General features: G+C 39.7%; 25 protein-coding genes and 1 riboswitch. Of the genes, 12 read left to right on the forward strand and 13 right to left on the reverse strand.

Annotated elements, in window-relative coordinates; all coding sequences use genetic code 11:
• Positions 1-173: 173 nt before the first annotated feature.
• Complete coding sequence (locus G6Q48_RS07215) at positions 174-1,136, forward strand: sugar-binding transcriptional regulator (protein ID WP_102139237.1); 963 nt, start codon at positions 174-176, stop codon at positions 1,134-1,136.
• On the opposite strand, the gene crcB is transcribed toward G6Q48_RS07215, so the two are convergent.
• The 6 genes from crcB to G6Q48_RS07245 all read right to left on the reverse strand — a co-directional run bounded on the left by crcB (position 1,122) and on the right by G6Q48_RS07245 (position 7,637).
• Positions 1,122-1,502, reverse strand: a complete 381-nt coding sequence (gene crcB, locus G6Q48_RS07220; RefSeq protein ID WP_102139238.1) for a fluoride efflux transporter CrcB — start codon at positions 1,500-1,502, stop codon at positions 1,122-1,124. The two genes, G6Q48_RS07215 and crcB, sit on opposite strands and share 15 nt — an antisense overlap.
• A 236-nt stretch (positions 1,503-1,738) precedes the next feature.
• Positions 1,739-1,808: riboswitch (Fluoride riboswitch) on the reverse strand.
• A 517-nt stretch (positions 1,809-2,325) separates the two neighbouring features.
• Complete coding sequence (locus G6Q48_RS07225) at positions 2,326-3,288, reverse strand: sugar-binding transcriptional regulator (RefSeq protein ID WP_004910275.1); 963 nt, start codon at positions 3,286-3,288, stop codon at positions 2,326-2,328.
• Positions 3,289-3,446: 158 nt separating this feature from the next.
• Positions 3,447-4,100, reverse strand: coding sequence for a dihydroxyacetone kinase subunit DhaL (dhaL, locus tag G6Q48_RS07230; RefSeq protein WP_166265359.1), 654 nt, complete (start codon positions 4,098-4,100; stop codon positions 3,447-3,449).
• A 10-nt stretch (positions 4,101-4,110) separates the two neighbouring features.
• Positions 4,111-5,112 (reverse strand): dihydroxyacetone kinase subunit DhaK, encoded by a 1,002-nt coding sequence (locus G6Q48_RS07235; protein WP_102139240.1) that lies wholly within the window; start codon positions 5,110-5,112, stop codon positions 4,111-4,113.
• Between the two features lie 11 nt (positions 5,113-5,123).
• Positions 5,124-6,395 carry an MFS transporter gene (locus tag G6Q48_RS07240; RefSeq protein ID WP_102139241.1) on the reverse strand — a complete coding sequence of 424 codons (1,272 nt, stop codon included), beginning with the start codon at positions 6,393-6,395 and terminating at the stop codon, positions 5,124-5,126.
• A 129-nt stretch (positions 6,396-6,524) separates the two neighbouring features.
• Complete coding sequence (locus tag G6Q48_RS07245; RefSeq protein WP_004910265.1) at positions 6,525-7,637, reverse strand: MDR/zinc-dependent alcohol dehydrogenase-like family protein; 1,113 nt, start codon at positions 7,635-7,637, stop codon at positions 6,525-6,527.
• 323 nt (positions 7,638-7,960) lie between these two features.
• On the opposite strand from G6Q48_RS07245, the gene rpiB reads away from it, so the two are divergent.
• Both rpiB and tkt read left to right on the forward strand, forming a co-directional pair.
• Positions 7,961-8,413 carry a ribose 5-phosphate isomerase B gene (gene rpiB / locus G6Q48_RS07250; protein ID WP_102139242.1) on the forward strand — a complete coding sequence of 151 codons (453 nt, stop codon included), beginning with the start codon at positions 7,961-7,963 and terminating at the stop codon, positions 8,411-8,413.
• A gap of 36 nt (positions 8,414-8,449) precedes the next feature.
• Positions 8,450-10,459: a transketolase gene (gene tkt, locus G6Q48_RS07255; RefSeq protein ID WP_166265362.1), complete on the forward strand. Its 2,010-nt coding sequence runs from the start codon at positions 8,450-8,452 to the stop codon at positions 10,457-10,459.
• A 164-nt stretch (positions 10,460-10,623) separates the two neighbouring features.
• Here tkt and G6Q48_RS07260 read toward each other — a convergent pair whose 3' ends face one another.
• The gene (locus G6Q48_RS07260) at positions 10,624-11,385 is read right to left on the reverse strand and encodes an SDR family oxidoreductase (RefSeq protein WP_166265365.1); all 762 of its coding nucleotides are present in this window, start codon (positions 11,383-11,385) and stop codon (positions 10,624-10,626) included.
• Positions 11,386-11,852: 467 nt separating this feature from the next.
• Here G6Q48_RS07260 and fetA point away from each other — a divergent pair, with 467 nt between their 5' ends.
• Together fetA and fetB are read left to right on the forward strand one after the other, a co-directional pair.
• Positions 11,853-12,506 carry an iron efflux ABC transporter ATP-binding subunit FetA gene (fetA, locus tag G6Q48_RS07265; protein WP_102139245.1) on the forward strand — a complete coding sequence of 218 codons (654 nt, stop codon included), beginning with the start codon at positions 11,853-11,855 and terminating at the stop codon, positions 12,504-12,506.
• Positions 12,507-12,515: 9 nt separating this feature from the next.
• Positions 12,516-13,292, forward strand: a complete 777-nt coding sequence (gene fetB / locus G6Q48_RS07270; RefSeq protein WP_166265368.1) for an iron efflux ABC transporter permease subunit FetB — start codon at positions 12,516-12,518, stop codon at positions 13,290-13,292.
• 51 nt (positions 13,293-13,343) lie between these two features.
• Here fetB and G6Q48_RS07275 read toward each other — a convergent pair whose 3' ends face one another.
• Positions 13,344-14,378: a LacI family DNA-binding transcriptional regulator gene (locus tag G6Q48_RS07275; protein ID WP_102139247.1), complete on the reverse strand. Its 1,035-nt coding sequence runs from the start codon at positions 14,376-14,378 to the stop codon at positions 13,344-13,346.
• 233 nt (positions 14,379-14,611) lie between these two features.
• Between G6Q48_RS07275 and G6Q48_RS07280 the strand changes: the two genes are divergently transcribed.
• On the forward strand, positions 14,612-15,340 hold the full coding sequence (locus tag G6Q48_RS07280; protein WP_102139248.1) for an SDR family oxidoreductase: 729 nt from the start codon (positions 14,612-14,614) through the stop codon (positions 15,338-15,340).
• A 65-nt stretch (positions 15,341-15,405) separates the two neighbouring features.
• Positions 15,406-17,013, forward strand: coding sequence for an FGGY-family carbohydrate kinase (locus G6Q48_RS07285; RefSeq protein WP_242685790.1), 1,608 nt, complete (start codon positions 15,406-15,408; stop codon positions 17,011-17,013).
• Positions 17,014-17,138: 125 nt separating this feature from the next.
• Here G6Q48_RS07285 and G6Q48_RS07290 read toward each other — a convergent pair whose 3' ends face one another.
• The gene (locus G6Q48_RS07290) at positions 17,139-17,468 is read right to left on the reverse strand and encodes a hypothetical protein (RefSeq protein ID WP_229597600.1); all 330 of its coding nucleotides are present in this window, start codon (positions 17,466-17,468) and stop codon (positions 17,139-17,141) included.
• A 1,114-nt stretch (positions 17,469-18,582) separates the two neighbouring features.
• On the opposite strand from G6Q48_RS07290, the gene G6Q48_RS07295 reads away from it, so the two are divergent.
• Positions 18,583-18,870 (forward strand): hypothetical protein, encoded by a 288-nt coding sequence (locus tag G6Q48_RS07295; protein ID WP_102139251.1) that lies wholly within the window; start codon positions 18,583-18,585, stop codon positions 18,868-18,870.
• A 70-nt stretch (positions 18,871-18,940) separates the two neighbouring features.
• Here G6Q48_RS07295 and G6Q48_RS07300 read toward each other — a convergent pair whose 3' ends face one another.
• The gene (locus tag G6Q48_RS07300; RefSeq protein ID WP_166265374.1) at positions 18,941-19,834 is read right to left on the reverse strand and encodes an endonuclease/exonuclease/phosphatase family protein; all 894 of its coding nucleotides are present in this window, start codon (positions 19,832-19,834) and stop codon (positions 18,941-18,943) included.
• Between the two features lie 256 nt (positions 19,835-20,090).
• Positions 20,091-21,125, reverse strand: coding sequence for a LacI family DNA-binding transcriptional regulator (locus G6Q48_RS07305; protein WP_102139253.1), 1,035 nt, complete (start codon positions 21,123-21,125; stop codon positions 20,091-20,093).
• 359 nt (positions 21,126-21,484) lie between these two features.
• On the opposite strand from G6Q48_RS07305, the gene G6Q48_RS07310 reads away from it, so the two are divergent.
• From G6Q48_RS07310 to G6Q48_RS07320, 3 genes are read left to right on the forward strand one after another with little or no spacing between them, the layout of a single operon-like run.
• Positions 21,485-21,931 carry a PTS sugar transporter subunit IIA gene (locus tag G6Q48_RS07310; protein ID WP_166265377.1) on the forward strand — a complete coding sequence of 149 codons (447 nt, stop codon included), beginning with the start codon at positions 21,485-21,487 and terminating at the stop codon, positions 21,929-21,931.
• 22 nt (positions 21,932-21,953) lie between these two features.
• Positions 21,954-22,241, forward strand: a complete 288-nt coding sequence (locus tag G6Q48_RS07315) for a PTS sugar transporter subunit IIB (protein WP_102139255.1) — start codon at positions 21,954-21,956, stop codon at positions 22,239-22,241.
• A gap of 11 nt (positions 22,242-22,252) precedes the next feature.
• Positions 22,253-23,509 carry a PTS ascorbate transporter subunit IIC gene (locus tag G6Q48_RS07320; protein WP_036958647.1) on the forward strand — a complete coding sequence of 419 codons (1,257 nt, stop codon included), beginning with the start codon at positions 22,253-22,255 and terminating at the stop codon, positions 23,507-23,509.
• Between the two features lie 52 nt (positions 23,510-23,561).
• Here the strand turns inward: G6Q48_RS07320 and G6Q48_RS07325 are convergent, their stop codons facing one another.
• Both G6Q48_RS07325 and G6Q48_RS07330 read right to left on the reverse strand, forming a co-directional pair.
• Positions 23,562-24,368, reverse strand: a complete 807-nt coding sequence (locus G6Q48_RS07325) for a bestrophin-like domain (RefSeq protein WP_166265380.1) — start codon at positions 24,366-24,368, stop codon at positions 23,562-23,564.
• A 202-nt stretch (positions 24,369-24,570) separates the two neighbouring features.
• Positions 24,571-25,053 (reverse strand): DUF523 domain-containing protein, encoded by a 483-nt coding sequence (locus tag G6Q48_RS07330; protein ID WP_102139257.1) that lies wholly within the window; start codon positions 25,051-25,053, stop codon positions 24,571-24,573.
• Positions 25,054-25,293: 240 nt separating this feature from the next.
• Between G6Q48_RS07330 and G6Q48_RS07335 the strand changes: the two genes are divergently transcribed.
• A complete protein-coding gene (locus G6Q48_RS07335; protein ID WP_166265383.1) occupies positions 25,294-26,037 on the forward strand; it encodes an ankyrin repeat domain-containing protein in 744 nt (247 codons plus the stop codon).
• Positions 26,038-26,114: the final 77 nt, after the last annotated feature.

Below are 26,114 nucleotides of genomic sequence, written 5' to 3' on the forward strand. Positions count from 1 at the left end.
ACTCCTTACCCTAAAATTAAATAATTGCTATTTTTTTGGGCATATGCCCGTTTGTTATATTTTAGTTTCAATCCGATCACAATTACTGCGATAATGCTCACAGTATTAACTTTTGCCCTTTTAATAAACAATTGCCCAGAATTACAATAAGCGAAACCAGCAGGAGAATGTCCATGCAGAAAGAATTAAAAAAAATGGAACAAGCTGCACGTGCGGCATGGCTATATTTTGTGGCAGGCAAAACACAACAGGAAATTGCGCATGAACTTGGGCTGTCGAGACAAGTCGCCCAACGCCTTATTTCACTAGCAAAAGAACAAGGTATGGTTCAGGTGCAAATCACGCACCCGATTACGGAGTGTTTAAGACTCGCTAATGATATCCAGCAAAAGTATCACCTAACACATTGCTTTGTTGTCCCTTCAGGCCAACTTGATACAGAAGCGACGCTCGATATGATTTCGGTGGCCGGTGCTGAGCTTATGGAGCAATTAATCGACCCCGATAAACCTCAAGTTATTGGTATCGGTTCAGGTAGAACATTACGCAGTATTATTGATGCCCTTCCTTACCTAGAAACCGCCCAGCACCAGTGTGTTTCACTAATAGGTGCGATTGCTCGTGATAGCTCAGCAACACGCTATGATATTCCATTACGTTTTGCAGAAAAATTACAGTGCCGGCACTACATTCTACCTGCACCGCTTTATGCCGATAGCCCTGAAGATAAAGCAATGTGGTGCCAACATCGCGTGTATAAAGAAGTCACGGAAAAAGCCCTAAATGCAGATATTACCTTTATTGGTATTGGTGAAGTCGGCAAAGGATGCCCACTCAATTCTGAAGGTTTTGTCACGGATGAACAATTGGAAATGTTGTTAGAAAAGGGTGTAGCCGCAGAGTTATTGGGACATTTTATCCAAGCTAACGGTGAACGGCTTTCTACCGCACTAGATGACACGCACACCAGCGTTCCACTTTTCCCTTCCCCGAATAAACCAGTGATCGCATTTGCGGGTGGCGCGCACAAAACAAAAGCCATTCAAGCCGTTATGAATGGTGGTTGGGTAACAGGTTTAGTGACCGATGAAGCTACTGCACATCATTTATTAGCTAATAAATCACCCCTGTGCTAGCCAGTGATGGCATAACATTCCAAGCAAGGTAAATATTAAGGCGCCAATGACATGGATGGCAATAGTACTAATGGCGAAGCCCAATTTACCTTCTTGGATCAATACCAAGACTTCAAGTGAAAAGGTCGAAAAGGTGGTAAATGCGCCACAAAAACCCGTCACAATGAATAATTTATAGGCAGGGCTAATATTTGCATTGGCAAAGTAAGAGATGGCAAAACCAATAACAAAGCCGCCAATTAAGTTGACCGCAACCGTACCAAGGGGAATGTTGGGGTAAAGGTGATTAAGTCTTAGGCTAACAAACCATCTTAGCCATCCACCAAGAACAGAACCAATCGCGATTGCAAATAAAGAGGCGTACATAGAAACTTCCTTTAATGTCTGGCGGGATAAACGAAAGGAAAGTCTCCCTGTTATACTCTAAATAATTCGAGTTACATGTAGGCGACAAGCGAAGATAGTCCAATGAACATACAGAAGTATGTGATTTGGCTAGTGCTGTGCAGTCAACAACCATGTAACTTGAAGTATGACGAGTATAGATCATTTATGCCCTATATTAGGGCACATAATACCTACGTACCCCATCAAATGAAAAGGTTAACGTAGGCATCATCAGCCCTCAACGGGCGGTTTTACATGAGGAGGAATGCCATCTCCCAAAGATTTATATAAAAATAATAAGGTAACTAATTAGGTGATGTAAACCTATTTTATAATAGATACTCTAAATAATTAGAGTCATAGTCAAACAATGAACCAATGACTGAGTATACGTCGTCAACAACGCGACAGCTTGAAGTATGGCAAATAATAGCTCTAAATAATTCAAGTTGTCGCTAGGCGACAAGTGAATGAGTCATTAGGAGCATACACAAGTATGTGACTAATGCGAATGAACGTAGTCAACAACGCGACGGCTTGAAGTATGACAAATAATAGCTCTAAATAATTCAAGTTGTCGCTAGGCGACAAGTGAATGAGTCATTAGGAGTATACACAAGTATGTGACTAATGCGAATGAACGTAGTCAACAACGCGACGGCTTGAAGTATGACAAATAATAGCTCTAAATAATTCAAGTTGTCGCTAGGCGACAAGTGAATGAGTCATTAGGAGCATACACAAGTATGTGACTAATGCGAATGAACGTAGTCAACAACGCGACGGCTTGAAGTATGACGAGCTATTGGGACATCTTTAAAATCGTCCGCACATTACTCGCACTCGTTGCAATAATATCAATCGCCCCCGTACGCAGGGCCCCCATAATCGCCATCGCTTTTGATGACTCTGAGGCAATCGCTATTACGCAAGGAATTTTCTTGAGTTCGTCTATACTTAGGCCTATCACGCGGTCATTCATCACGGTATCAACATGTTGCCCTTGCGCATTGAAAAAATCATAACCTGCGATATCGCCAATCACCCCTTGATTCAAACTCGCATCAACAATTTCACGCGGTGTAAACCAGCCTAGCTTGACCATATAGCTATCTTCATTCATATCGCCAATACCAATTAAGGCAATATCCGCTTTACGGGCACGATCTAAGGTTTCCTTAATGGTGCCATTTTTCATAAATGATTGCTTTAATTCGTTATTTTCGACATAAGCAGGCGCGTATAAGGTTTCGCTGGTTCCGCCAAACTTTTTGGCTAAACGACGGCTGATATGATCCGCATTGATGGAATCACCTGGGCGATGGGTTCCGCCTATTCCACAAATAAAACGGCAATCTTTTTCAGGGACGGCTCCACCGCTATCAGCCACTACCGCAACATTGCGACCTTGGCCGACCGTGACTATCATGTTGTCTCGTAACGTTGTTGATAAATAGTTAGCGACGAGAGTGCCGACTTGGTAACGTTGCTCTTCTTCGTCGGGATGATCGAGGGCAATCAATGCACGGGAAATCGGGAAGCGAGAAAGTAACTGTTGTTCTAACTGAGTGCTAAAAATAGGATGATAGCGAACATTGATCTCTACAATACCTTCTTCCTTTGCCCGCTTGAGTAAGCGGCCTACCTTAATTCGCGATATACCAAACTTATTGGCGATCTCTTCCTGAGTAATTTCATCACGATAATAAGCTATCGCAATTTCAGTCAGTAGCTCGATTTCGGAAGATGTTTGTGATCTATCCATAAGATAGTGGTTTCCTCTTTATTGGTGTTAATCGCAACAAGGGTGATAAGGTTTTAGTATAGCGTTTCTAGTGGCAATTAATAAGTGAGTTATAAAAGAGAGTGGATATATAGCAATGATATTTGACTATATATCCACGAAAGAATTATATAAAACAATTATGCATTAGCTAATGCATCCTGTTTTTCAATACTCTGCGCTAATTGACACAATAATAAACAACAAGAAGTGGCACCTGCATCCAATACCCCTCTTGAACGTTCACCAAGGCGGCTTGCACGGCCAATTTTAGCCACTAAATCTACTGTGGAATCACGACCTGCAACAGCAGCTGCCTGCATCGCATCAAGCGCTTGTTTAAAGTTTTCCCCTGCTTTTGTCGCCTCTTCAAAAGCATTAACTGCAGGGATCAATGTATCCATCAAGCACTTATCACCCACTGTCGCGCTGCTGATGTCTTGCAGCTCAGATAAACCATTTTTCAGCATATCGAGAAAATCTTGTTGCGATAACATATTTTTTCCTGAAATACTGTCTGACATTCCCATAAAGAAGCTGCCATAAAGTGGCCCCATCGAACCACCTATGCCTTCCATCAAGGCGTCTGAAATTTCTTCAAACCCTTCACTGAGTGATAATTCACGGCCTGCAATTGCTTTAGCGCATAGATTAAAACCTTTAGCCATATTAATGCCATGGTCTCCATCCCCTATTGCGCCATCAATTTCACTGAGGTATTCACGGTTAGAAACAATAATGTTCACTAAATCAAGGGTAATTTCCTTGCCGTTGCCCGTTGAAATAACTTGCATAATTGTCTCCTTATTTAACCTGTGTTAAACCCAATGAATATGCAGGGACATCCATCAATGTTTTTAATTCATCATCCACTTTCATTAATGTCAGTGTGACCCCCATCATTTCTAGTGAGGTAAAATAGTTACCAACATAGTTACGAACAATCCGCACACCTTTCTCACTGAGTTGTTTTTCAACCTCTGCATAGTAGATGTACAGCTCCATAACTGGTGTCGCACCTAGCCCTGAAACCAAGACGACAACTTCATCACCTTGTTTTGCCTGCATATCATCTAAAATTGGCGCTAACATGGTTTGTGCCATTTGCGCGGCCGATTGAATTGGCATGATTTCAATGCCTGGCTCTCCATGATGGCCAATGCCTAGCTCCATCATCCCGTCTTCAATATGAAAATTTGGATGACCCACTGCTGGAATGGTGCAAGACGTTAACCCAACACCAATAGAGTGGCAGTTATTAATCGCTTTTTGTGCTGCATTAATAACACCGTCTAAATCATAGCCTTTGCTTGCTGCGGCAGAGCCCACTTTCCACATGAGAATTTCGCCAGCAACGCCACGGCGCTTTTCTTTTTCACTCGCAGGTGCTGAAGCGACGTCATCGGTAGCAACCACGGTTTTGACTTGCATACCCGCTTTTTCTGCCTTTTTCATCGCCATCTTGACGTTCATGTTATCGCCCGCATAGTTACCATATAAACAGGCAACACCCGCACCGCTATCGGCTGCTTTAAACGCGTCTAAAAAAGCGCCCGCAGTGGGTGAGGAGAAAATTTCCCCAATGGCCACCGCATCTAACATGTTTTCACCCACGTAGCCTAAAAACGCAGGTTCATGACCTGAACCACCACCAGTGACAATGCCCACTTTCCCTTGTATTGGGGCTTTTGGGTATTTTAGAACGCGCGCGTTATCAGTTTGTGCAAAATATTCAGGGTGCGCTTTCAAATAACCTTGAATCGCATCTTCAACAACGAGATCAGGTTCATTAATGATTCTATTCATAATTCCCTCATTTACTTATTTTCTGGTGTTAGCTGCATCTTTGCCGTCTGTTCAAGTAATTCTTCCGGCACAGTAATAAATTTCATCAATATCGCACTAAATAAATAGAGCCCTGAGAAGATCCAAATCACGCCAAAGGCTCCAACACTACTAATAAAGAGCCCAACTAATGCAGGTCCGACAAAAGTACTTAAGCCTGCACCTAAGTTAAGGACTGACATTGCAGCGCCTTTATTTTCAGGCGCTAAACTCGGCATGATGGCTGAAAGCGGTACGTATCCGGCAAGACATGCGCCGAATAACCCAGCGGCAATCATCATCAGGGTATAATTGTGCCCAAAATAATAAGGCACGTAGTAAAACATTAAGGTACAAACCATACAGCCGACACAACCAAACCAAATCACAATATTGCGCCAACCAATACGGTCACTGACAACACCAAAGATCAGATTAAAAGCGATGTTCACTGTCCAAAGTGCCGCGTAGATATGTAACCACTCTGTGCGGGAAAAACCAAAGTCAGCAAGAAACATTGGCATGAAGATCACAAAACCGTACGCTGCAGAGGTATTAATAGTACGAACAATGCCACCTAAACCAATTTTGGGGTTTTCAAACGCGATGGTGATCCCTTTAAATACATAGCTGAGCGATACTTTTTCTTTCGGTGAGTCCGTTGTGTCTCCCGCTTTATTGCGGTTAAGCGCGATAGCAATAAATGCCCCGATAGTGACAAAAATCAGTCCACTCCATAACGTTGCCATTTCACCTAAAACTGGCAACGCATAACTTGAATACATCACGCCTAAAACACCGAGTCCGCCACTATAAACAAACCAGAATATCCCGACTGCAGAGCCCAGTTTTTTAATTGGCGCCTCATAGGCCACCCAAACTAAGAAGCCATAGGCAAACATTGGATAACCAAAACCACGCAGCGCATAGGTTGGGATCATGATAGACAGGCTGTTACTCGGTAAGCCAACAGACAAGAAAATAATCGAGCCAATGACAAACATCACAAAACCAAAAATCATCACACGACGGGCGGTATAAATTTCAGCCAACACACCGGACAACCACGCGGCGACAGCAGCAAAAAAACCATACACACTAAATAGTAATGATGATTCTTCAATACTCATTCCACGGCTAATTATAAAAGGTGACAGCCAGCCTTGTTCTAGGCCTTCCCCCATCATAAAGATCAGGACGCCAAAATAGCCAAGTAGTAACTTTGGTGAAAACCCCGTTACTTTAGACAGTTTATTGATTATCATATTGTTGACCTCAGTGCTTGTTCGCTGGGTTAGGACCTGAATAACAAGCCTTGGTAGGGTGACATTTATTCAGGTCCAATTTTTATCGTTATATTTTTAATTTCGTCTTTTTTTCAACCCACGACAGCTCTACAGGTTCGGGTCGAGAACCACTTTAATGTGCGGGTCGCCTTTCGCCATCATCGAAAAACCTTCCGCAAATTTATCTAAAGGTAAAATATCCGTCACAACCCCCTTGGTTGGGAAATCGCCATTACCAATACCTTCAATCACTAATGGGTAGCAATATGGGCCAAGGTGAGAACCTAATAAATCCAGTTCTTTACGGTCACTGATGATGCTCCAGTCCACGGTCACTGGGTCTTTAAATACAGAAAACTCAACAAAAGTACCTAATTTACGGATCATCTTAAGGCCTTGCTCTACCGATTTAGGCGCCCCAGTCGCTTCAATGTAAATGTCACAGCCATAACCTTCTGTCATCTCTTTGACAATTTTGTCTACATCATCACGTTTAGGGTTTAATACGATATCGGCACCAAATTCTTTTGCTAATTCAAGGCGTTTATCAAATAAATCCAGAACGACTAACTTACCAGCACCCGATTTTTTAATCGCTCCAATCATACCGAGACCTAATGTTCCCGCCCCTGAAAGCACGACAACATCACCCAATTTGACATTAGCGCGCTGCACGGCATGTAAAGAACAGGCGTAAGGTTCAATCAAAATGGCATCTTCGATTGGCATCTCAACAGGCACATGGTAGTTGATGGCTTCTTTGGTAAACTTCATATATTGCGCCATACCGCCATTCACATTGTTTTGGAAGCCATACAAGTCATGTTTTTCACACATCCAGTATTCACCGCGTTTACAAAAGCGGCATTCCCAACAAGGTACGATTTGCTCAGAAATAACACGGTCACCTAATGCAAAACCTTCAACTTTTGAGCCAAAGCCTACAACATGGCCAATAAATTCATGCCCTGGGATCATTGGCGCTTTGATATAAGCGGGCTGTTCTGCATCACCCCAAAAACTAGGAGCACCTTCAAAAGCCTTCACATCACCCGCGCAGATACCACAAGCTTCTACGCGAACCAAAATTTCTTCTTCACTAATTTTAGGGACATCGACAGTTTCTAAACGGTAGTCTTTTGGTGCATAAGCAACCACGGCTTTCATTTTTTCTGGAATGCCTGCGCTCATCGTTGCTTTTGAATCACAGTGTTCACACATAGTTCTATCCTCGGCGGTTTGTAAAATGAACATAAGTTCAATGAAGATACAAATTAACCATACCCTCTTTTCTTCATCCTTGCCCATAGTGAGAGTGTGAAAGTGTGATTCAGTGCAAAAATTCTCATGAAATCGTCTTAAAACGCCTGTTTTTTACATTTTTGGCAAAAAAAATTAAATTTGAAGCTGTAGATCACAGAATTCATCATCATAAAAATAAAAACATATGTTCACCTATTGATTATTTGTTCATAAGATCCTATTTTCTAAGTAGCACATTTGATTGACTAATGAACTTTTGTTCAACAATAAGGATCTCTATCATGCTATCTATTGCTATTGGCGCAGATGACGCTGCATTTGAAATGAAAGATTTGATTAAGGCTCACTTAGCAGCATTAAACATTGAAGTGACTGATTACTGCTTAAATACAGGGGTTGCAGATGAAATGTACCCTGATGTTGCCCATGCGGTTGCAACTGCAATCGTACAAGGTAAGCACCAGCGCGGTATTCTAATTTGTGGTACCGGAATTGGTATGTCCATTGTTGCCAATAAAGTTACAGGGATCCGTGCAGCACTGTGCCATGACACATACTCCGCTGAGCGAGCTCAGAAAAGTAATGACGCGCAAATTATTACCTTTGGGGCACGAGTGATTGGCCCTGAACTGGCTAAAACCATTGTCGATACATGGCTAGCTTCCCATTATGAAGGGGGACGGTCAGCGCCGAAAGTGGCTCGAATCAGTGAGTATGAAAATGGGGAACGTTAGTTTTACTTTAGGCGCTTTTACTTTGGGAGCTTTGTAATGTCCACTCAATCACAAAATAAATTAGCCAATGCCATTCGATTTCTTTCAATAGATGCCGTACAACAAGCCAATTCAGGCCATCCTGGAGCCCCAATGGGAATGGCTGATATTGCTGAAGTTCTTTGGCGAGATTATTTACAGCACAACCCCGCAGACCCACATTGGCCTAACCGTGACCGCTTTGTATTATCAAACGGCCATGCCTCAATGCTGCTCTATAGTTTGCTTCATTTAACAGGCTATGAGTTATCCATTGATGATTTAAAACAGTTCCGACAACTCCATTCCAAAACACCGGGTCACCCCGAATTAGGTTATACACCCGGTGTTGAAACCACGACTGGCCCTCTGGGGCAAGGCATTGCCAATGCGGTTGGTATGGCAATCGCAGAAAAAACCCTAGCGGCCACGTTTAATCGCTCGGGGTTCCCCGTTGTTGACCACTATACCTATACATTTTTAGGTGATGGCTGTTTAATGGAAGGGATCTCCCATGAAGTGTGTTCATTAGCAGGAACATTAAAACTCAATAAACTCATTGCGTTTTATGATGACAACCGCATTTCTATTGATGGAGATGTGGAAGGCTGGTTTACCGATAATACCGCAAAGCGTTTTGAAGCCTATGGCTGGCATGTAATTAGATCAATTAATGGGCATTCGCGCCCTGCGATTAAAGCGGCTATCGAACAAGCACGCCAACAAACCTCGAAACCCACACTCATTATCTGCAGAACCACGATTGGTTATGGTTCGCCCAATAAAGCCGGTACCGCAGATTCTCATGGTGCGCCTCTCGGACAAGATGAAATAACACTGACTCGCCAACAACTCGGTTGGACGTATCCGCCTTTTGTGATCCCTGATGAAATATACCAACCTTGGAATGCCTTAGAACGTGGTGCTGAACAGCAATTACGTTGGGAACAAGCACTACGAGAATACGCCAAACAATACCCAGAACTCGCAGAGCAACTAACGCAACGATTATCCAACCAACTCCCTGAAAAATTTACAGATATCATTGATAACTTCATTCAACAATTAAATGATAACCCGGCAACGATAGCTACACGTAAAGCGTCACAAAATACACTCAATATTATTGGCCCTGTTTTATCTGAATTAATCGGTGGCTCCGCAGACTTAGCCCCAAGTAACCTGACTTATTGGTCTGGGTCACAGCCAATTAATGAACAACCTTCAGGCAACTATATTCACTATGGCGTCAGAGAGTTTGGTATGACCGCCATTGCCAATGGCATTGCATTGCATGGCGGCTTTCGCCCTTACACGGCAACTTTCTTGATGTTCTCTGAATATGCACAAAATGCCGTGAGAATGGCTGCGTTAATGAAATTGCCACAAATTCTTATTTATACTCACGATTCAATTGGCTTAGGTGAAGATGGCCCAACACACCAACCCGTTGAGCAACTTGTTTCGCTGCGTGCCACGCCTAATTTGTCGGTATGGCGCCCTTGTTGCCAAGTAGAAACCGCTGTGGCTTGGAAACAGGCTATCATTCATCAACAAAAGCCAACTGCACTTGTATTATCCCGCCAAAATCTAATTCAATATTCACGAACAGCCGAACAGCTCGCTAATATTGCGCGTGGTGGATATATTTTGCGCAGCAATAGTGAGACGCCTGAATTACTATTAATTGCTACTGGCTCTGAAGTCACATTAGCGGTTGAAGCATGGAAGCAACTGACTGAACAAGGTTTTCATGTAAATGTTATTTCGATGCCATCAACAGATACCTTTGACCAACAACCCTTAGAGTACCAGCAGCGCGTTTTGCCAAATCATGTTCGCCATCGTATTGCTATCGAAGCCAGTATTAGTGATTACTGGCGTAAATATGTAGGGATTGATGGATTAGTTATGGGAATGAACAGTTTTGGAGAATCAGCCCCTGCAAGTAAATTGTTTGAATATTTTGGTTTTACCGTAGAAAAGCTTATTACTATGTCACGTTCATTATTAAAACCTAATGATTAATTGATATAGCAATAATTAATATCTGTTATCCTACATTGTAATTTCCTATTACAAGCCAAATAATATCTATGTTATTTGGCTTATTTTTATCTAAATAAAATCATAAACAATAAAAAAGCGAGTACCTATCCATACTCGCTTTATTCATTATTAATTTAATATCCTTATTGGATACTATAACCACCATCAATTACTAAATTATGACCTGTAATCATATCAGATGCATCACTGGCCAAAAATAACGCACATGCGGCAATTTCAGATGGCTCCGCAAAACGCCTTGCAGGAATTTTTTCTTTCATTTCATCACCTTTTTTACCTTCCCACGCTTTTTTACCGAGTTCAGTCATGACAATCGTTGGAGAAATGGCGTTGGTTTGTATGCCTTTTGGGCTCCACTCAAGTGCTAATACTTGGGTTAAACCAATAATCGCTGCTTTACTGGCACAGTAGGCTGCATGTTGGTCTAGGGCAATCACCCCAGCTTGAGATGCCATATTAATAATCTTCCCTTTTCCATTATTAATCATTACATTACCTGCAGCCTGGCAAACCAAAAAAGTCCCTTTTAAATTCACATTCATGGTTAAGTCCCAGTCTGATTCACTTAAATTTTCAGCGGGAGCAAGTGCGACTATCCCTGCACTATTGACGACAATATCTAACGTACCATAATGCTCAACAACCTGTTTTACCATCTGAGAAACTGCCTCAGAATTTGTAATATCACATTGAATACCAATTGAATTCCCTAATTTTTCCGCAGTTTTTATCACTTTATCTGACTTGTCGATTAAGGCGACTTTAGCCCCTTTTTCAACATACAATTGAGCAATCGCGAAACCAATACCTGCTGCTCCCCCTGTAATTAATGCAACTTTGCCATCGAGTGAAAAGTTGGTGCTATAGCCACTAAATTTTTTCATTTCAATTCCTTAATATCATGATGTGATATTCAATATATAGGTGAAATAAATATAGGGTTGCCTTAGAGAGACAACAAAATATTAAGCGAAGGTTAAATTACTTGGTGTTATTAATATAATATTATCACTGGTTAAATTCTATATTATTCATCTAAAAAAAAGAGATATCTCTCAAATTAAATATCTCATTAAATTCTAAATGGGCATATGTTCAAAATAATAATTTAAATGAATATTTGTACTTTATTTTTGACTGTGAAAACCCTCCGAAAAATTCATTTACGTTGTAACACCCCGTCAAAAGTGTATTTTTTCTTCCCCTATAATTTTCCTGTTAATTGGCGCATAATATTAGTTATATCTAAATTGATATTGAACAATATCAACCGTGAGTTATTGAGTAAGATATTGGAATGAATATCATTTACACTAAATACTGCACATTTAATTTATAGGTTATTGATAATATGGAAGAAAGTAACTTGCTATTACAACTGAATAACATTGGCTATAGTATTGAGCAAAAAACAATTCTTGATAATGTGCAGATTAACTTACAGGCAGGCGACTTTAAGCTGATTACGGGCCCTTCTGGCTGTGGTAAAAGTACCTTATTAAAAATAGTGGCCTCGTTAATTTCCCCCACTCAAGGAACCATCAAGTTTCAAGGGAAAGATATCACTACCATCCTCCCAGAGACGTATCGTCAGCAGGTTTCATACTGTACTCAAACGCCTACTTTATTTGGGCAAACCGTGTATGACAACCTCGTTTTTCCGTATCAAATCCGAAAATTGCCATTTAATAAAGACAAAGTCATCAGTGATTTACAGCTGTTTTCTCTGCATCCTTCTATTTTAGAGAAAGGGATCAATGAGCTCTCTGGAGGGGAAAAACAGCGAGTGTCACTTATTCGAAACTTACAATTTCTTCCGCAAGTCTTGCTATTAGATGAAATCACCAGTGCCCTAGATGAAGAAAATAAAATTAAAGTGAACGAATTTATTCATCATTTAGCAAGTGACAAAAAAATAGGGGTGCTATGGGTAACTCATGACCAAGATGAAATCGCTCATACCAATGAAATTATTACGCTTCCTGTTCACCACACCGAATCATAGGATACCACTGTGCATCAACCAACGATTTCCAATGAATCACTAACCTTTTCTATCCTGTTAGTCCTAGTGGCTATTTTTATTAGCCATAAAGAAAAACTGTCCCTTGAAAAAGATATTATCTGGAGTACTTGCCGAGCGATTATTCAACTGTTGATCGCAGGCTATATTCTAACATACATATTTAGAGTGGATCACGAATTGCTCACGATTGCATTGGTGATGTTTATTTGCGTCAATGCCGCGTGGAACGCCAAGAAAAGAAGTAAATATATTGATAAAATTTATGTTACTGCATTAATAGCCATTAGCTCTGGTACATTTCTTACATTGTTAATTCTGATATTAACCAATGCCATCGCATTTACGCCTATGCAGGTCATTCCTATAACGGGAATGATTGCGGGTAACGCCATGATTGCTGTAGGGCTATGCTTTAATAACCTTGGTCAACGGTTTTCAAGCCAGCAACAACAAATTCAAGAAATGTTAAGTTTGGGGGCGACCCCAAAAATTGCTTCCGCATCTATAATTCGCGACAGTATTCGTGCATCACTGATCCCAACGGTGGACTCAGCCAAAACAGTCGGAATTGTCAGCTTACCGGGTATGATGTCAGGGCTGATTTTTGCTGGAGTTGACCCGTTACAAGCCGTTAAGTACCAGATTATGGTGACTTTTATGCTGTTAGGCACAGCCAGCCTTTCGACCATACTAGCTGGGTATATGACCTATACAAAATTCTATAACCAACGCCACCAATTATTGGTTACAACACTGAATAAATAATGACCTCCCACCGCTTATTGGTCATCAACGATAAGCGGTACTTTCTTGATATCACCCTTTGACCACCCCCACAGGTAGCACTTCAATTAATTGTGCTTTGCTATTTTCATTATCTATCAACTTAAAAATATGATTTAGCATCGTTGGCACATCCTGTTTGACCATTTCGATGTCATTACCTAAAAGTGCAACAAAGGGATCCCAGTCAAAACAGCCTAAATGAGGTTGGTGCGAACCGATATACCCCTTTTTACCTAACCAATCAATAACCCCTTCTAATGAAATGGTTGAATTAATAAATAAACCGCATTTCACTATTTTCTGTGGATCATTACTATTCTGTTCAAAAAACTGAGAAAGCGCTTTTTCTGCTTTTTCGGGGGCATAACCACAAGCCAAAATATTTTCTTGTGGAACCGTGATACCTTTTTCATTATGTGCATCAATAAACCCACGAATACGTTCACGTGTATTGTGGTCATGTTCACGACCACCAATGAAAATTAAGGCTTCATTTATTGATGTTTGAGGCTTATTTTTACTTAAAATACGTTGAGTTAAATTTTTTGCACCAAGATAGTTATCTGAAATAACCGAAGGCGCCAACGAGCCCGGTAAGTCTAAATTTAAGGTTGAAACCCCCGAAGCTTGGCAAATTTCGGTAATTTTATCTGGATTCGTTGCCCCCGTTGAAATCAACCAATCCACCTGATAAGAGATCATTGCGCGCGCGGCTTCTATTTCTAACTCAGGGTCACGTCGCGTGCAGGTAATGATTGGAAACAGCCCTCTTTCACGCGCCATTTCCTCAAAATGTTCGACAATAGAGCCAAAGTAGCGGTTGTCATATTTCGGGACTAACATACCGATTATTTTGGATTTATTACTGCGCAACAAGCTAGCTTGCTTATTGACTGCATAATTTTGTTCTTCGGCGATGCGGATCACTTTTTCAGCAAGCTGTGCACTAATTCGCCTTTTTTGCCAATTACCATTAAGTATTGCACTCACTGCACTCGCTGAAACCCCGGCTAATTCAGCAAGGTCATAGATCGTTGTTTTCTTATTTTGTCTGATCTTTGTCACAGATTCTCATCTCCATTTTTTACTAGCTTGACACCAAAGTCGAAAAGTCGCAATACTGCTACATCGATTGAGCAACATTGAAATTGATGATGCCTGAGTTGATAGACTGCAAAATAAATACTATCAACCATCGCATGTAGCCACCTATCCATCCCTGTGACTCATTGCTGTTTCATTAATTTCAGACGCTTTTTATTCTTACATCTCGCTAAAATATCCGATTGGAGTAAATTATGGCCATTTCTATTGAGAACAAAGTCGCAGCAATTACCGGAGCTGCTTCAGGTATCGGTCTTGAATGTGCACGTACACTAATTAAAGCAGGCGCAAAAGTCGTTTTAATTGACCGCGCAGAAGAGCGATTAAACCAACTTGTTGAAGAATTAGGTGAAAACGCGATCCCATTAGTTGTCGACCTAATGAAACCAGAACAAGTTGATGGAATGTTAGATGCCATCTTACAAAAAGCTGGCCGTTTAGATATTTTCCATGCTAACGCCGGTGCCTATATTGGTGGCCCTGTTGCTGAGGGTGACCCAGATGTGTGGGATAAGGTATTAAATTTAAACATTAATGCGGCTTTCCGTTGTGTCCGCGCGGTGTTACCTCATTTTATTGCCCAAAAATCCGGTGATGTATTATTCACCAGTTCAATTGCTGGTGTTGTCCCCGTGATCTGGGAACCGATTTACACCGCATCAAAATTTGCTGTTCAAGCCTTCGTCCATTCAACGCGCCGCCAAGTCTCTGAACATGGTGTTCGTGTTGGTGCAGTATTACCCGGCCCTGTTGTCACTGCCTTACTCGATGATTGGCCAAAAGAAAAAATGGAAGAAGCCTTAGCAAATGGTAGCTTAATGCAACCGATTGAAGTCGCTGAAGCCGTATTATTTATGTTAACTCGCCCACGCAATGTCACTATTCGTGACCTTGTTATTGTGCCAAACAGTGTTGATCTCTAACTTGTCATCTCGCAATTCATTGCAGTTAGCACCTTGGAGGGAAAATGAATAATTTACATACACAAATAAAAGATAACGATAAAGTCGTTATTGGTATCGATGTTGGCACAGGCAGTGCTCGCGCAGGTGTCTTTGACATGTCAGGCAATATGTTAGCCTCTGCCAAACGTGATATTACGCTATTTCGTGACAATGCCAATTTTGCAGAGCAATCAAGTAACGAAATTTGGGACGCTGTTTGTTATTGTGTCAAGCAAGCAATAGCATTATCAACAGTAAAACCACAACAAGTTGCAGGTATTGGCTTTGATGCAACCTGCTCACTGGTTGTCATTGGTTCAGATAAACAGCCTATTACTGTTAGCCCATCGAATGACCCTGAGCGCAACATTATTGTGTGGATGGACCACCGTGCGACAGAGCAAGCTGAGCGCATTAATCAATTAAAACACCCTGTTCTAAATTATGTTGGCGGTAAGATTTCGCCTGAAATGGAAACGCCTAAGATTTTATGGCTAAAAGAAAATTTACGTCAATCCTATGATAACGCATGGCAATTTTTTGATTTAGCCGATTTTTTAACATGGAAATCGACTAACTCCTTAGCTCGCTCAACCTGTACTGTCACCTGCAAGTGGACATATCTTGCCCATGAGAAACGCTGGGATGAGGATTACTTTCAACAGATTGGTTTATCTGAACTGGCAGATGAAAATTTCGCACGTATTGGCCAGCTTATTGTGGAACCAGGCACGCCTTGTGGTGAAGGCTTAACTGAAGCCGCTGCCCAACAAATGGGCTTGCTAGCAGGAACTCCTGTCGCTGCTGGTATGATAGATGCTCACGCAGGCGGTATTGGTACTGTTGGCGTTAATGGCGATGCAACCGCCAATATGGCATATGTATTTGGTACCTCTTCATGCACAATGACAACCACCAAAGAACCTGTATTTATACCGGGTGTATGGGGGCCCTATTTCAGTGCAATGGTACCGGGTATGTGGCTAAATGAAGGTGGCCAAAGTGCGGCTGGCGCAGCAATTGACCAGCTACTTTCCTTGCATCCCGCTTTTGCACAAGCAAAACTCACGGCAAAAGAGCAAGGCAAACCTTTGCCTGTTATGTTAGCAGATTTAGTATTAGAAAAAGCATCTTCACCATCACAGTCTGTTGAGCTAGCTGAAAAAATACACGTAGTTCCTGAGTTTTTAGGGAACCGAGCACCTTTTGCCGACCCTCATGCCAGAGCCGTCATTGCGGGATTAACCATGGATAACAGCATGGAAAATTTACTTTCTTTCTATGTTGCTGGTGTGTGTGGAATTGGCTATGGATTACGACAAATCATTGAAGCACAAGCAAATTCTGGTGCTGCGATTGAAAATATTGTTGTCAGTGGCGGTGCTGGTCAACACCCGTTGATCCGCCAGCTACTTGCTGATGCGTGTGGTGTCCCAGTGATTTCAACACAAGCCAGTGAGCCTGTATTGCTTGGCTCTGCAATCCTTGGAGCAGTTGCAGGGAAAGTCTGTGAGGATGTCGCACAGGCTATGGATCAATTTAGTGCGATTGACTTAACCTACCAAGCAAATAACGCTTATAAGACTCGTCATGATGCAAGATTCGCCTCTTTCTTACATTTGCAACAATGTGCTAGAGAGTTAAAAGGTTAATCACGTAGATACAACACTCAAGCCATATTTAGACTAAAGAAAGCCGTAAACCGGCTTTCTTTAATTAAAACGCGTATGACCTATCAAGTTTAATTCAATAAGAAGATGGGTGTTATAACTCACTTTTAAAAGCAATATCTTGTCCATAGCGAATCAACCATTTCCTTTGGCATCAAATCGTAATCTCCCTCAACCATTGGAATAGACAAGGATACTTTCCCTTGTTTATCACTATACGCTTTCATAATGAATTTTTTATATCCTTCTAACCTTGCATTTTTAATTCGAAACACTTCACCACAGACATAACCTAACTCCCCCTTATCCGTAGTTTGACGAATAAAATTATATTTCACATTTCTAAATGAAGCAGACTCTGGGAAAGATAAATAGTCTTCAACACTACTCTTTGCCATTTTCACAAGATCAGGTTTAGGGGAGTAGTTCAATGTCACTCCTAATATAAAAGAGCTCCCAGCTAACAATAAAATTGTGAGCAACTTTATGATATTCATATTCTTAAGCTCTCATTTATTCAATAACAAGCCAGTTGACCAAAATGACCTAAAAATTTTGCCCCAAGAATAGACTTAAATAGTTACCTTGAGTCAGTTGTAAGTAAATAATAATTTTTTTAATAATGGTTAACCCTATCTATATAAGAATACCTTATTAGATGACCTGCTTTTTCTAATTATCACCCTCGATAGCTACCACCAGCAGAGTAAAAAAATACAATTAGTTTTATATAACCATCCGTATTTATACTCTACTTCACGCTCCAATAGAGTAAAAACGTCAATATTAAACTATGAATATAAATAGTACTTAAAACATTAACTGTTTCAATTTGTATTTTTTAATTAAAAAAATTATTTTACCAAAAACAGAAAACAATAATAAGATTTAAGTGTTCATCATAACTTAACAAAAATGAGCAGGAATATGTAATAAAATAATTCAATTCAATAATAGTTATGTCGAAATATTAATTAACTCACTTGGTAGGTGATTTAACTCAATATAAGCGTAAATTTGAATTAATTAATAATTTATTCGTTATTTTCAAATAAGTCCCCCTTGGCCTACTCTCGCAGCCAAAAACAAAAAAATACTTTAAATTCAATTAAATGAAAATATTCACATTGATTTAAATTATCTTCCATCTTTATTCTTAACGTCTCGTTATCTTGCATTTTTTTTAGAATAAATTAGCCAAATTGCCGCTTTCCCTTAAGCGCAATAGATTTTAACCAATTGATTAATAAAAACAAAATAACAAACAAATCAATTGCTAAAATGTTAATTTTTTGATATTAAAAAGTTAATCATAATGAACAAACCCAAAAAACATAAGAATTTCTAACAATATCTATATAGTAATTTACCATTAGACTCTTATATATACCTACTTTTTCCCAATTTTTGATATATCCCACCAAATCAAATTACAGAATATTCCTAGAAAGAATTGCTTCTTTTAGCCAATACATAAAATTATCCGGCTAAATTTGACAAAATATTTTTTCCATCTCATGTAGCATTGCTTTCCAAAGAAAAGGGTAAACCATGACAAATATTCAATTACTATTACTTGCAACTAATAACATCAAAAACAACACAGAGCTAAGCCACTCTCAAGAGTCTTATGTATATCAATTTTACTATGCTAATATCGTCGGTCATTTCGATAGCATTCAAAAATTCCTTACCGTATTTAAACAGCAGACGAGTGCAACATTAGATACATCACAACAATTAACTGAGCAGCGGCAGCAGATATACTCAACAGTTGAGTATTATTTAGGCATAGCTGAAAAACGCTATATTGAAAGGAAAAAAATACTAGCCAATTAACTTATCATTACAGTTGGAAAGGCCTACAAACTAAATGAGGCCTTTTATCGAAAATTTTTCTGTTAAGTATTTATTGCTCTTGTAGCTCTAATTCAGCAATTATAGGTAGGTGGTCACTAACATTTGACCATTGAAACTCTTTACTATCCGTTGGGATTTCCATTTTTTTCACATCCCAAACTTGGCCTTTAAATGTAAAAATATGGTCAATATCAATGGCTGGGTTCACAGCTGGCCAACTACGATAATCAACACCTTTTAACTCAACTGGGTTCCACATATAACGAATTTCTTGGATAGGCTGTTCATTAGCTGTTGAATTAAAATCTCCCGCTAATATTTTTATTGAGGCCGCAATATTATCAAATCCCGTATCCGTATCCCCAATACTCGCATCTAAAATATGGCGCACTTGCCCAATGCGAATGGTTGGATCTTTCTGCCAATCAAGGTGTGTACCCATTACAATGATTGGCGCATCAAAGCCTGGTTTTGATATCTGGGATATTAATACAACACGTTGTTCTGCATCACCAGAGGGTAAATTAATCACTTTAGACTTATCGATTTTATATTTTGATAAAATTCCCACACCGTACTCTCCACCATCAAAATCCAGAGCCTTACCAAAAGCAAAATCCATCTTATTGGCTTTAGCTATTTCTTCTAGCTGGTGAACTTTTTTACTGCGAGCTGTTTTGTTATCAATTTCAGTTAAAACAATCACATCTGCATCTATTTTTGCAATCGCTTTGTTCAGCCCATCAAGGTCACTGACATCTGATGCCAACTCATTTTTACCAATGTTATAAGTGGCTACTTTAATGGTTGGTTTGTCTGAAGTATAAACTTTATTCGGTGTTCCCCCATCCTGTACCTTCAGAATTTCAGAACCCGTCATCGTAGCCATCGCACCACAAGAAAATAAAATTGCGCTGGAGATGGCTGTTTTTAGTAATTTCATAATTTTCCCCTGTTAATATCTAATACGGCAAAATAGTGCAAGCATTCAATAAAATCCTAGCTGAACCGAATTCATCTACCTGCAGTTTTCATACATTAACAGAGAATAAAAAAGATATAGTGACCAAGCCGACAATCTTATTTCGAGAGAAAAAAAAACCACTTTTCAGCCCCCGAAATAGTGAGCAAATTCACCATTATTTACTAAGGACAAGCAAGATATTCAAAAAAACGTGATCAATAACGATAAATTAAATTTAAGCACTTTGCCTTGCTTCAAATTTATAGGGGAAAACAACCCCTTCTTTACGTTCAATGAAATCACAATCGGCATCAGCAAGCCATTTTTGTAATCTTTTCGCTGTCTCTCTAGCCATTTTACTATAATCAATCCGTACTGAAGTCAGTGATGGGTGGATGTGATCACAATTTGAAGAGCCTTCGACGCAGGCAATCGCTAACATTTTAGGTATCTGAATTAAACGCCTTTGGCACTCAAAAATGACACCAAGCGCGATCATTTCATGGCTACAAATCACCGCTTCAAGCTCAGGTTGGCGGGTCAGCATCTCACTAATTGCTTGGCGACCAAAGTCCATCGTTGCAACATACGGAGTTGTAATACTTTGGTCTGCACTTTGGTTATACGCCAGCATTGCTCGGTTCCAGCCACTTAGTTGCTGACTTTGCATTTTGCTGTCCATTTGAGCACCAATATAACCTATCTTCTTATACCCTTTTTGTAACATATAGTTGGTTAAAAAATTAACCGCGTCTCCAACATTACTTTTGATATTCAACGTGACTGGATGATTAGATTCCCCCGCAACACTGACCACAGGGATATCTAAATTCTTCAAATAATTCGAAACGCTTTCTGAGTTTATCGCCCCAAAAACAATCAAAGCTGCAGGGTTGCTCTGTAATAGTGTTGATAAGACCTCAGACTCTTTTTTTTGCTGGTAATCATGGCTACCAATAACGACTTGATAACTATTTTTGTTCAGCGCTTCTTGTAAAGATTGCAGAAAAACTGAACTAGCATGATCACGCAAAGACGGAATTAAAACAGCAACAGTACGGCTTTGGCCTGAAGCTAAAATACCTGCCGCTGAATTAGGTATATAACCAAGCTCTTCAACTGCAGCATTAATTTTTTCACGTAACTTATCGGATACTAATTCAGGTGTGCGCAAAGCCCTAGATACCGTCATGGATCCAACACCTGCGTATTTTGCGACATCCTGCAATGTGACTCGCCCTGTATTTTTTCTTTTTCGTATTTTTTGCATGTAATACTTTTACTTAGCCTAAACTATTATTAACCCTAAGATATTCAGATCTTTGGTGGCCATTTACCCTGTACTTTTACTTTTTCTCGTGTTTTCAAACTAATACATTAAAAACAGCCAATATGATTGTCTTAAATCTAAAGAAACAGTAAAAATCACCAACTCGGGTTAACTTACCACAGGTTGAATTTGTTAATCAGCCGACAAGTGTACTCATTTCATATTTGTTCGCTATATTTTCTTAAAATGATAGCGCTATCACGAAAATGAAATATTCAACTAGATAGCGCTACCATAGAGCACTACTATTCATTCAACCATTACAAAGATAATAATTTCACTCTACCAGGAGCAACCCGATGCTAACGACATTACTGACCCCTAACGTCATTCAAGTCGTCGACAGTGCCAGTAATTGGCAAGAAGCGATAAAAATCGCCTGTAATCCATTAATTAATAATAAATTCATCGAACCTAGATATATTGATGCAATAATTCAATCACACGAAAAAATTGGCCCTTACTATGTATTAGGCCCCGGTATTGCCATGCCTCACGCACGCCCAGAAGACGGAGTAAACCAACTATCTCTTGGACTAACCGTTATTAAGCAAGGCGTTGAGTTTGGTTCCGAAGGCAATGACCCAATCAGATTATTAATTGTATTGGCAGCAACTGATAGCAATAGCCATATTGGTGCTATCGCAAGATTAGCTGAACTATTTGATAATCAAGAAGATGTAGATAACATCATGCAATCAGAAAACGTCGATGACATTCTAAAAATCATCGCTAAATACGAATAAACTCAATATTAAGGTAAACATTATGAAAATTACTGTTGTTTGTGGGAATGGTTTAGGTACCAGTCTGATGATGGAAATGAGCATCAAAAATATCTTGAAAGACTTGCAAGTTAACGCTGATGTTGACCATGTCGATTTAGGATCTGCAAAAGGCACTGTGAGTGACATCTTTGTTGGGACAAGCGATATTGCAGAACAATTAGTTGCACAACAAGTTGGTGGCGAAATCGTTGCTCTCGAAAATATGATTGATAAAGTAGCAATGAAAGAACGCCTGACTGTTGCTTTACAAAAACTTGGTGCAATGTAAGCGGAGGCACTATGTCATTTTTTCGTTTTCTGATGCAGGATGTTTTATCTGAGCCAGCCATTCTTGTGGGTTTAATCGCACTTATTGGTTTGATCGCGCAGAAAAAACCAGTAACTGAATGTATTAAAGGCACCATCAAAACCATCATGGGTTTTGTGATCTTAGGTGCTGGTGCTGGATTAGTTGTCAGCTCGCTAGGTGATTTTTCAGCTATTTTCCAACATGCTTTTGGTATTAATGGTGTGGTACCAAATAACGAAGCTATTGTTTCTATTGCACAAAAAAGCTTCGGTCGTGAAATGGCCATGATCATGTTCTTTGCGATGCTAATCAATATCTTGATTGCCCGCTTAACGCCTTGGAAATTTATTTTCCTCACAGGGCATCATACTTTATTCATGTCCATGATGATTGCGGTTATCTTAGCCACCGCGGGAATGGAAGGTACACTATTAGTCACTGTTGGCTCACTGATTGTTGGCTTTTGTATGGTATTTTTCCCAGCCATTGCCCACCCTTACATGAAAAAAGTGACGGGTTCAGATGATGTTGCGATTGGCCATTTCTCAACGATTTCTTATGTCCTAGCAGGGTTCATTGGAAGCAAATTCGGTAATAAAGAACATTCAACAGAAGATATGAATGTCCCGAAAAGCTTACTATTTTTGAGAGATACACCTGTCGCTATCTCTTTCACCATGTTCATTATTTTTATCATTACATGCTTATTCGCAGGCGGTGATTTCGTTCGCGAAGTCAGTGGTGGTAAGAATTGGTTCATGTTCTCATTAATGCAATCTATTACATTTGCTGCGGGCGTATACATTATCCTGCAAGGTGTGCGTATGGTTATTGCAGAAATCGTCCCTGCATTTAAAGGTATTTCTGACAAATTAGTCCCTAACGCAAAACCTGCTTTAGACTGCCCAGTGGTCTTCCCATATGCACCAAACGCAGTATTAGTCGGCTTTTTAAGTAGTTTTGCTGCGGGTGTTTTGGGAATGTTCGTTCTATATGCATTAAATATGACGGTTATTATTCCAGGCGTTGTCCCCCATTTCTTCGTAGGTGCAGCTGCTGGTGTATTTGGTAATGCAACAGGCGGTCGTCGTGGCGCTATCTTGGGTGCATTCGCTCAAGGACTATTGATTACCTTCCTACCCGTATTCCTGTTACCTGTTCTTGGGGATATTGGTATTGCTAATACTACATTCAGTGACGCTGACTTTGGCGCAATCGGAATTCTATTAGGCATTATCGTCCGCTAAAACAGAACTCCCCATGGCAAATTTGCTAGCGGGGAGTTTTTTTACAGCTACCCTACTTTCCCAACCAAACACCATCCCTAAATAAGAATTCCTGTAATAAAATCAAATCATCCGGTGTCACGTGGATCATACCTTCACCAGGAACATCAATTTCAGCAATCATAAATAGAGCCAACGTGGTTAATGAAGGCAATATGAGTATCAACCAATTTTTCCCTTTTGTTCCGCGTATATTGTAGCCAATAAGGATATTTGAACAGATAGCAAAAAAGATCAGTAAAAACCAAGTGGCATTTGGAATTTGGTGTCGCCAACTTGCCATCGTCTTTTGTTGAGAAAGATAAAGGTCACTAAATGCACTTAATACAGAAGCCACAATCGGGTTTGGTGTTTGGCTGGCTTCCTTTACTGCTATTTCCCACAACTGGCTTTGCTTCTCCAAAGAAGTCATCCGCCATTGGTTATTTTCGTCACTGATACCCGACTTAAAAAACTCAATCCGAGCTTCCAAATATTGTTGAATAAGCTGTGAGGCTTTACTTCTATCATCTGTACTCAATAGCTGTGCTCGCTGGTATGCTGTACCAATAGCAATAGCTTCATTTTCTTCTGTTTGTTGGCGGTTGTTATAACCATTAATCGAAATTGATAAAACAAACCCTATCAATAAACCCAATAAAGATAAAATCGCCCCTAAAATAATTTTAGCTTCATCATCTGTCGCTTCTTCGTGGGCTGATTTACGCTTGAAAATATATTTACCGACATAAGCGGAAATAACTAACAAGATAAATGTGATCACAAATAAAAGAATGGAATCGATTGGAGAGTCATTGATCAACTCAGAAATATTGAACATTGCATTAGCTCATAAAGTTTATTTACTAATGATATAGCACAAGAACAATACAATTATCTAGGCAGTACTATTTTTTTACTAAATTTCAGACAATAACAGCAATTAGGTATCATAATACGACACCCAATTAGCTAACAATAAAGCACAAACTCACTAATGCAGTACTCCCCTCCCCTAAATTGATTATCTATAGATATTTTCATTACAATATTTCTAAATAACCGTTAATTTTCATGATTAAATCAGGTGAGTTTTCATCCAATATATCAATATTATGCCGTTTAAATAGTGCGGCACAAACACCCATGCCAACTTTTAAATTACCATCAAACTGGCCACTATAGATATGCTGACTACCGCACGAGGGGCTATTGCTTTTAAGTACAACTAATCGCACATTCATTAGTTGGATTTTTTCTAATGCAATATGCGCACCGCGAATAAACTCCTGCGTGACATCGACATTATCGCTACCGACCACACTAGCTCGACCAGCGAGTACATCATCACCATTTCCCCCCATTATTTCTGCCGATGCTCTTGGTGTTGGTAACCCACCAAAAACTTCAGGGCAAATACTGATGACCAGACCATCCTCATAGAGTTCTTTCAAAGGGGTATATAATTGATGCTTCCCATCATACCTTACACAATAACCTAATAAACAAGCGCTTACCGCAATCATGACCAATCCTATTACTATTAGTAGTTCTAACTCTTTAAGGCGTTTCGCACGATTATATTAGACTATAAGTTCACAAAATACTTCGCGCTAATAGTGCTCGTAAAATAAATAAAACAAGAAATTAATATATTCAAATAAACCAGAATAGCCACATAAAAATACAATGAGTATGATTTGTATTGCTTTGTGTCGTTTATTTTTCAATACTAATACTTAAACAAATATTAACAAGGCTTCAATATGTATATTAAAAAATTTATATTTGCTTTTTCATTAATTACTTTTGGGGCAGTATCTCAAGCCCAAGTTATTAATAATAATAATCCTTTAAAATATAGGCAGTTCAAAACAGATTACGCTACGATGCTTGAACTCGCGAATAAAGAACGCTTACCTTGGAGAGTCTTCTATGAAAATCCTAGCGAAGGCGCCGATTCCGAATGGTTTGATGCCGTAAAGCAGGGAGATTTAGATAAAGTAAAACAAATGGTTACTGAGGGGCAAGATATAGAAGCCAAAGACACAGGTAGCTTAGACCAAACGGCTCTGGGATGGGCTGCTTTTATTGGCGATGAAGCAATGGTTGATTATCTTATATCGCAAAATGCAAATCTTTGGGCTACCGATACAGGTGACGTATATAACGTACTAAAATCAGCAGTGCTTGGTAATAATGTCAATGTTGTAAAAAAAGTCCATCAGCTAATGAAAAATGAAGTAGATTTGAATAATCAACAAATTGAAAGTGATGGTGAAACATTAGTCATGATAGCTGCGAGTAATAATAGAATGGAAACGGTTAAATACTTATTATCGCAAGGTGCAGATATTAACCGAAGTACAACGACTGATGATGTGACCATGTTTTCTTATGACCAAAGTGCATTAACTTATGCATGTAAGAATAATCTTCCAGAAATGCAAAAATTCCTTATTGATAACGGCGCGTTGAATCATCGTACCGGTAAACCATCTTGCGATTAATTTATAGAAAAATTGGGTGTACCATTCTATAAATTAAATGGCCTGATTCCGGTTGAATATCGAAATCAGGCCATACA

Origin of the sequence: Providencia sp. M-27 (genome assembly GCF_011077905.1) — a bacterium.
GTDB lineage: Bacteria > Pseudomonadota > Gammaproteobacteria > Enterobacterales > Enterobacteriaceae > Providencia > Providencia huaxiensis.

What these genes read in the sequence shown, in the direction of transcription:
- G6Q48_RS07280 (WP_102139248.1), top strand. Translation starts at nt 14,612, where the DNA reads ATGGCCATTTCTATTGAGAACAAAGTCGCAGCAATTACCGGAGCTGCT.
- G6Q48_RS07320 (WP_036958647.1), top strand. Translation starts at nt 22,253, where the DNA reads ATGTCATTTTTTCGTTTTCTGATGCAGGATGTTTTATCTGAGCCAGCC.
- G6Q48_RS07295 (WP_102139251.1), top strand. Translation starts at nt 18,583, where the DNA reads ATGACAAATATTCAATTACTATTACTTGCAACTAATAACATCAAAAAC.
- fetA (WP_102139245.1), top strand. Translation starts at nt 11,853, where the DNA reads ATGGAAGAAAGTAACTTGCTATTACAACTGAATAACATTGGCTATAGT.
- rpiB (WP_102139242.1), top strand. Translation starts at nt 7,961, where the DNA reads ATGCTATCTATTGCTATTGGCGCAGATGACGCTGCATTTGAAATGAAA.
- dhaL (WP_166265359.1), bottom strand. Translation starts at nt 4,100, where the DNA reads ATGCAAGTTATTTCAACGGGCAACGGCAAGGAAATTACCCTTGATTTA.
- crcB (WP_102139238.1), bottom strand. Translation starts at nt 1,502, where the DNA reads ATGTACGCCTCTTTATTTGCAATCGCGATTGGTTCTGTTCTTGGTGGA.
- G6Q48_RS07235 (WP_102139240.1), bottom strand. Translation starts at nt 5,112, where the DNA reads ATGAATAGAATCATTAATGAACCTGATCTCGTTGTTGAAGATGCGATT.
- tkt (WP_166265362.1), top strand. Translation starts at nt 8,450, where the DNA reads ATGTCCACTCAATCACAAAATAAATTAGCCAATGCCATTCGATTTCTT.
- G6Q48_RS07260 (WP_166265365.1), bottom strand. Translation starts at nt 11,385, where the DNA reads ATGAAAAAATTTAGTGGCTATAGCACCAACTTTTCACTCGATGGCAAA.
- G6Q48_RS07325 (WP_166265380.1), bottom strand. Translation starts at nt 24,368, where the DNA reads ATGTTCAATATTTCTGAGTTGATCAATGACTCTCCAATCGATTCCATT.
- G6Q48_RS07225 (WP_004910275.1), bottom strand. Translation starts at nt 3,288, where the DNA reads ATGGATAGATCACAAACATCTTCCGAAATCGAGCTACTGACTGAAATT.
- G6Q48_RS07305 (WP_102139253.1), bottom strand. Translation starts at nt 21,125, where the DNA reads ATGCAAAAAATACGAAAAAGAAAAAATACAGGGCGAGTCACATTGCAG.
- G6Q48_RS07335 (WP_166265383.1), top strand. Translation starts at nt 25,294, where the DNA reads ATGTATATTAAAAAATTTATATTTGCTTTTTCATTAATTACTTTTGGG.
- G6Q48_RS07300 (WP_166265374.1), bottom strand. Translation starts at nt 19,834, where the DNA reads ATGAAATTACTAAAAACAGCCATCTCCAGCGCAATTTTATTTTCTTGT.
- G6Q48_RS07215 (WP_102139237.1), top strand. Translation starts at nt 174, where the DNA reads ATGCAGAAAGAATTAAAAAAAATGGAACAAGCTGCACGTGCGGCATGG.
- G6Q48_RS07245 (WP_004910265.1), bottom strand. Translation starts at nt 7,637, where the DNA reads ATGTGTGAACACTGTGATTCAAAAGCAACGATGAGCGCAGGCATTCCA.
- G6Q48_RS07240 (WP_102139241.1), bottom strand. Translation starts at nt 6,395, where the DNA reads ATGATAATCAATAAACTGTCTAAAGTAACGGGGTTTTCACCAAAGTTA.
- G6Q48_RS07315 (WP_102139255.1), top strand. Translation starts at nt 21,954, where the DNA reads ATGAAAATTACTGTTGTTTGTGGGAATGGTTTAGGTACCAGTCTGATG.
- G6Q48_RS07310 (WP_166265377.1), top strand. Translation starts at nt 21,485, where the DNA reads ATGCTAACGACATTACTGACCCCTAACGTCATTCAAGTCGTCGACAGT.
- G6Q48_RS07330 (WP_102139257.1), bottom strand. Translation starts at nt 25,053, where the DNA reads ATGATTGCGGTAAGCGCTTGTTTATTAGGTTATTGTGTAAGGTATGAT.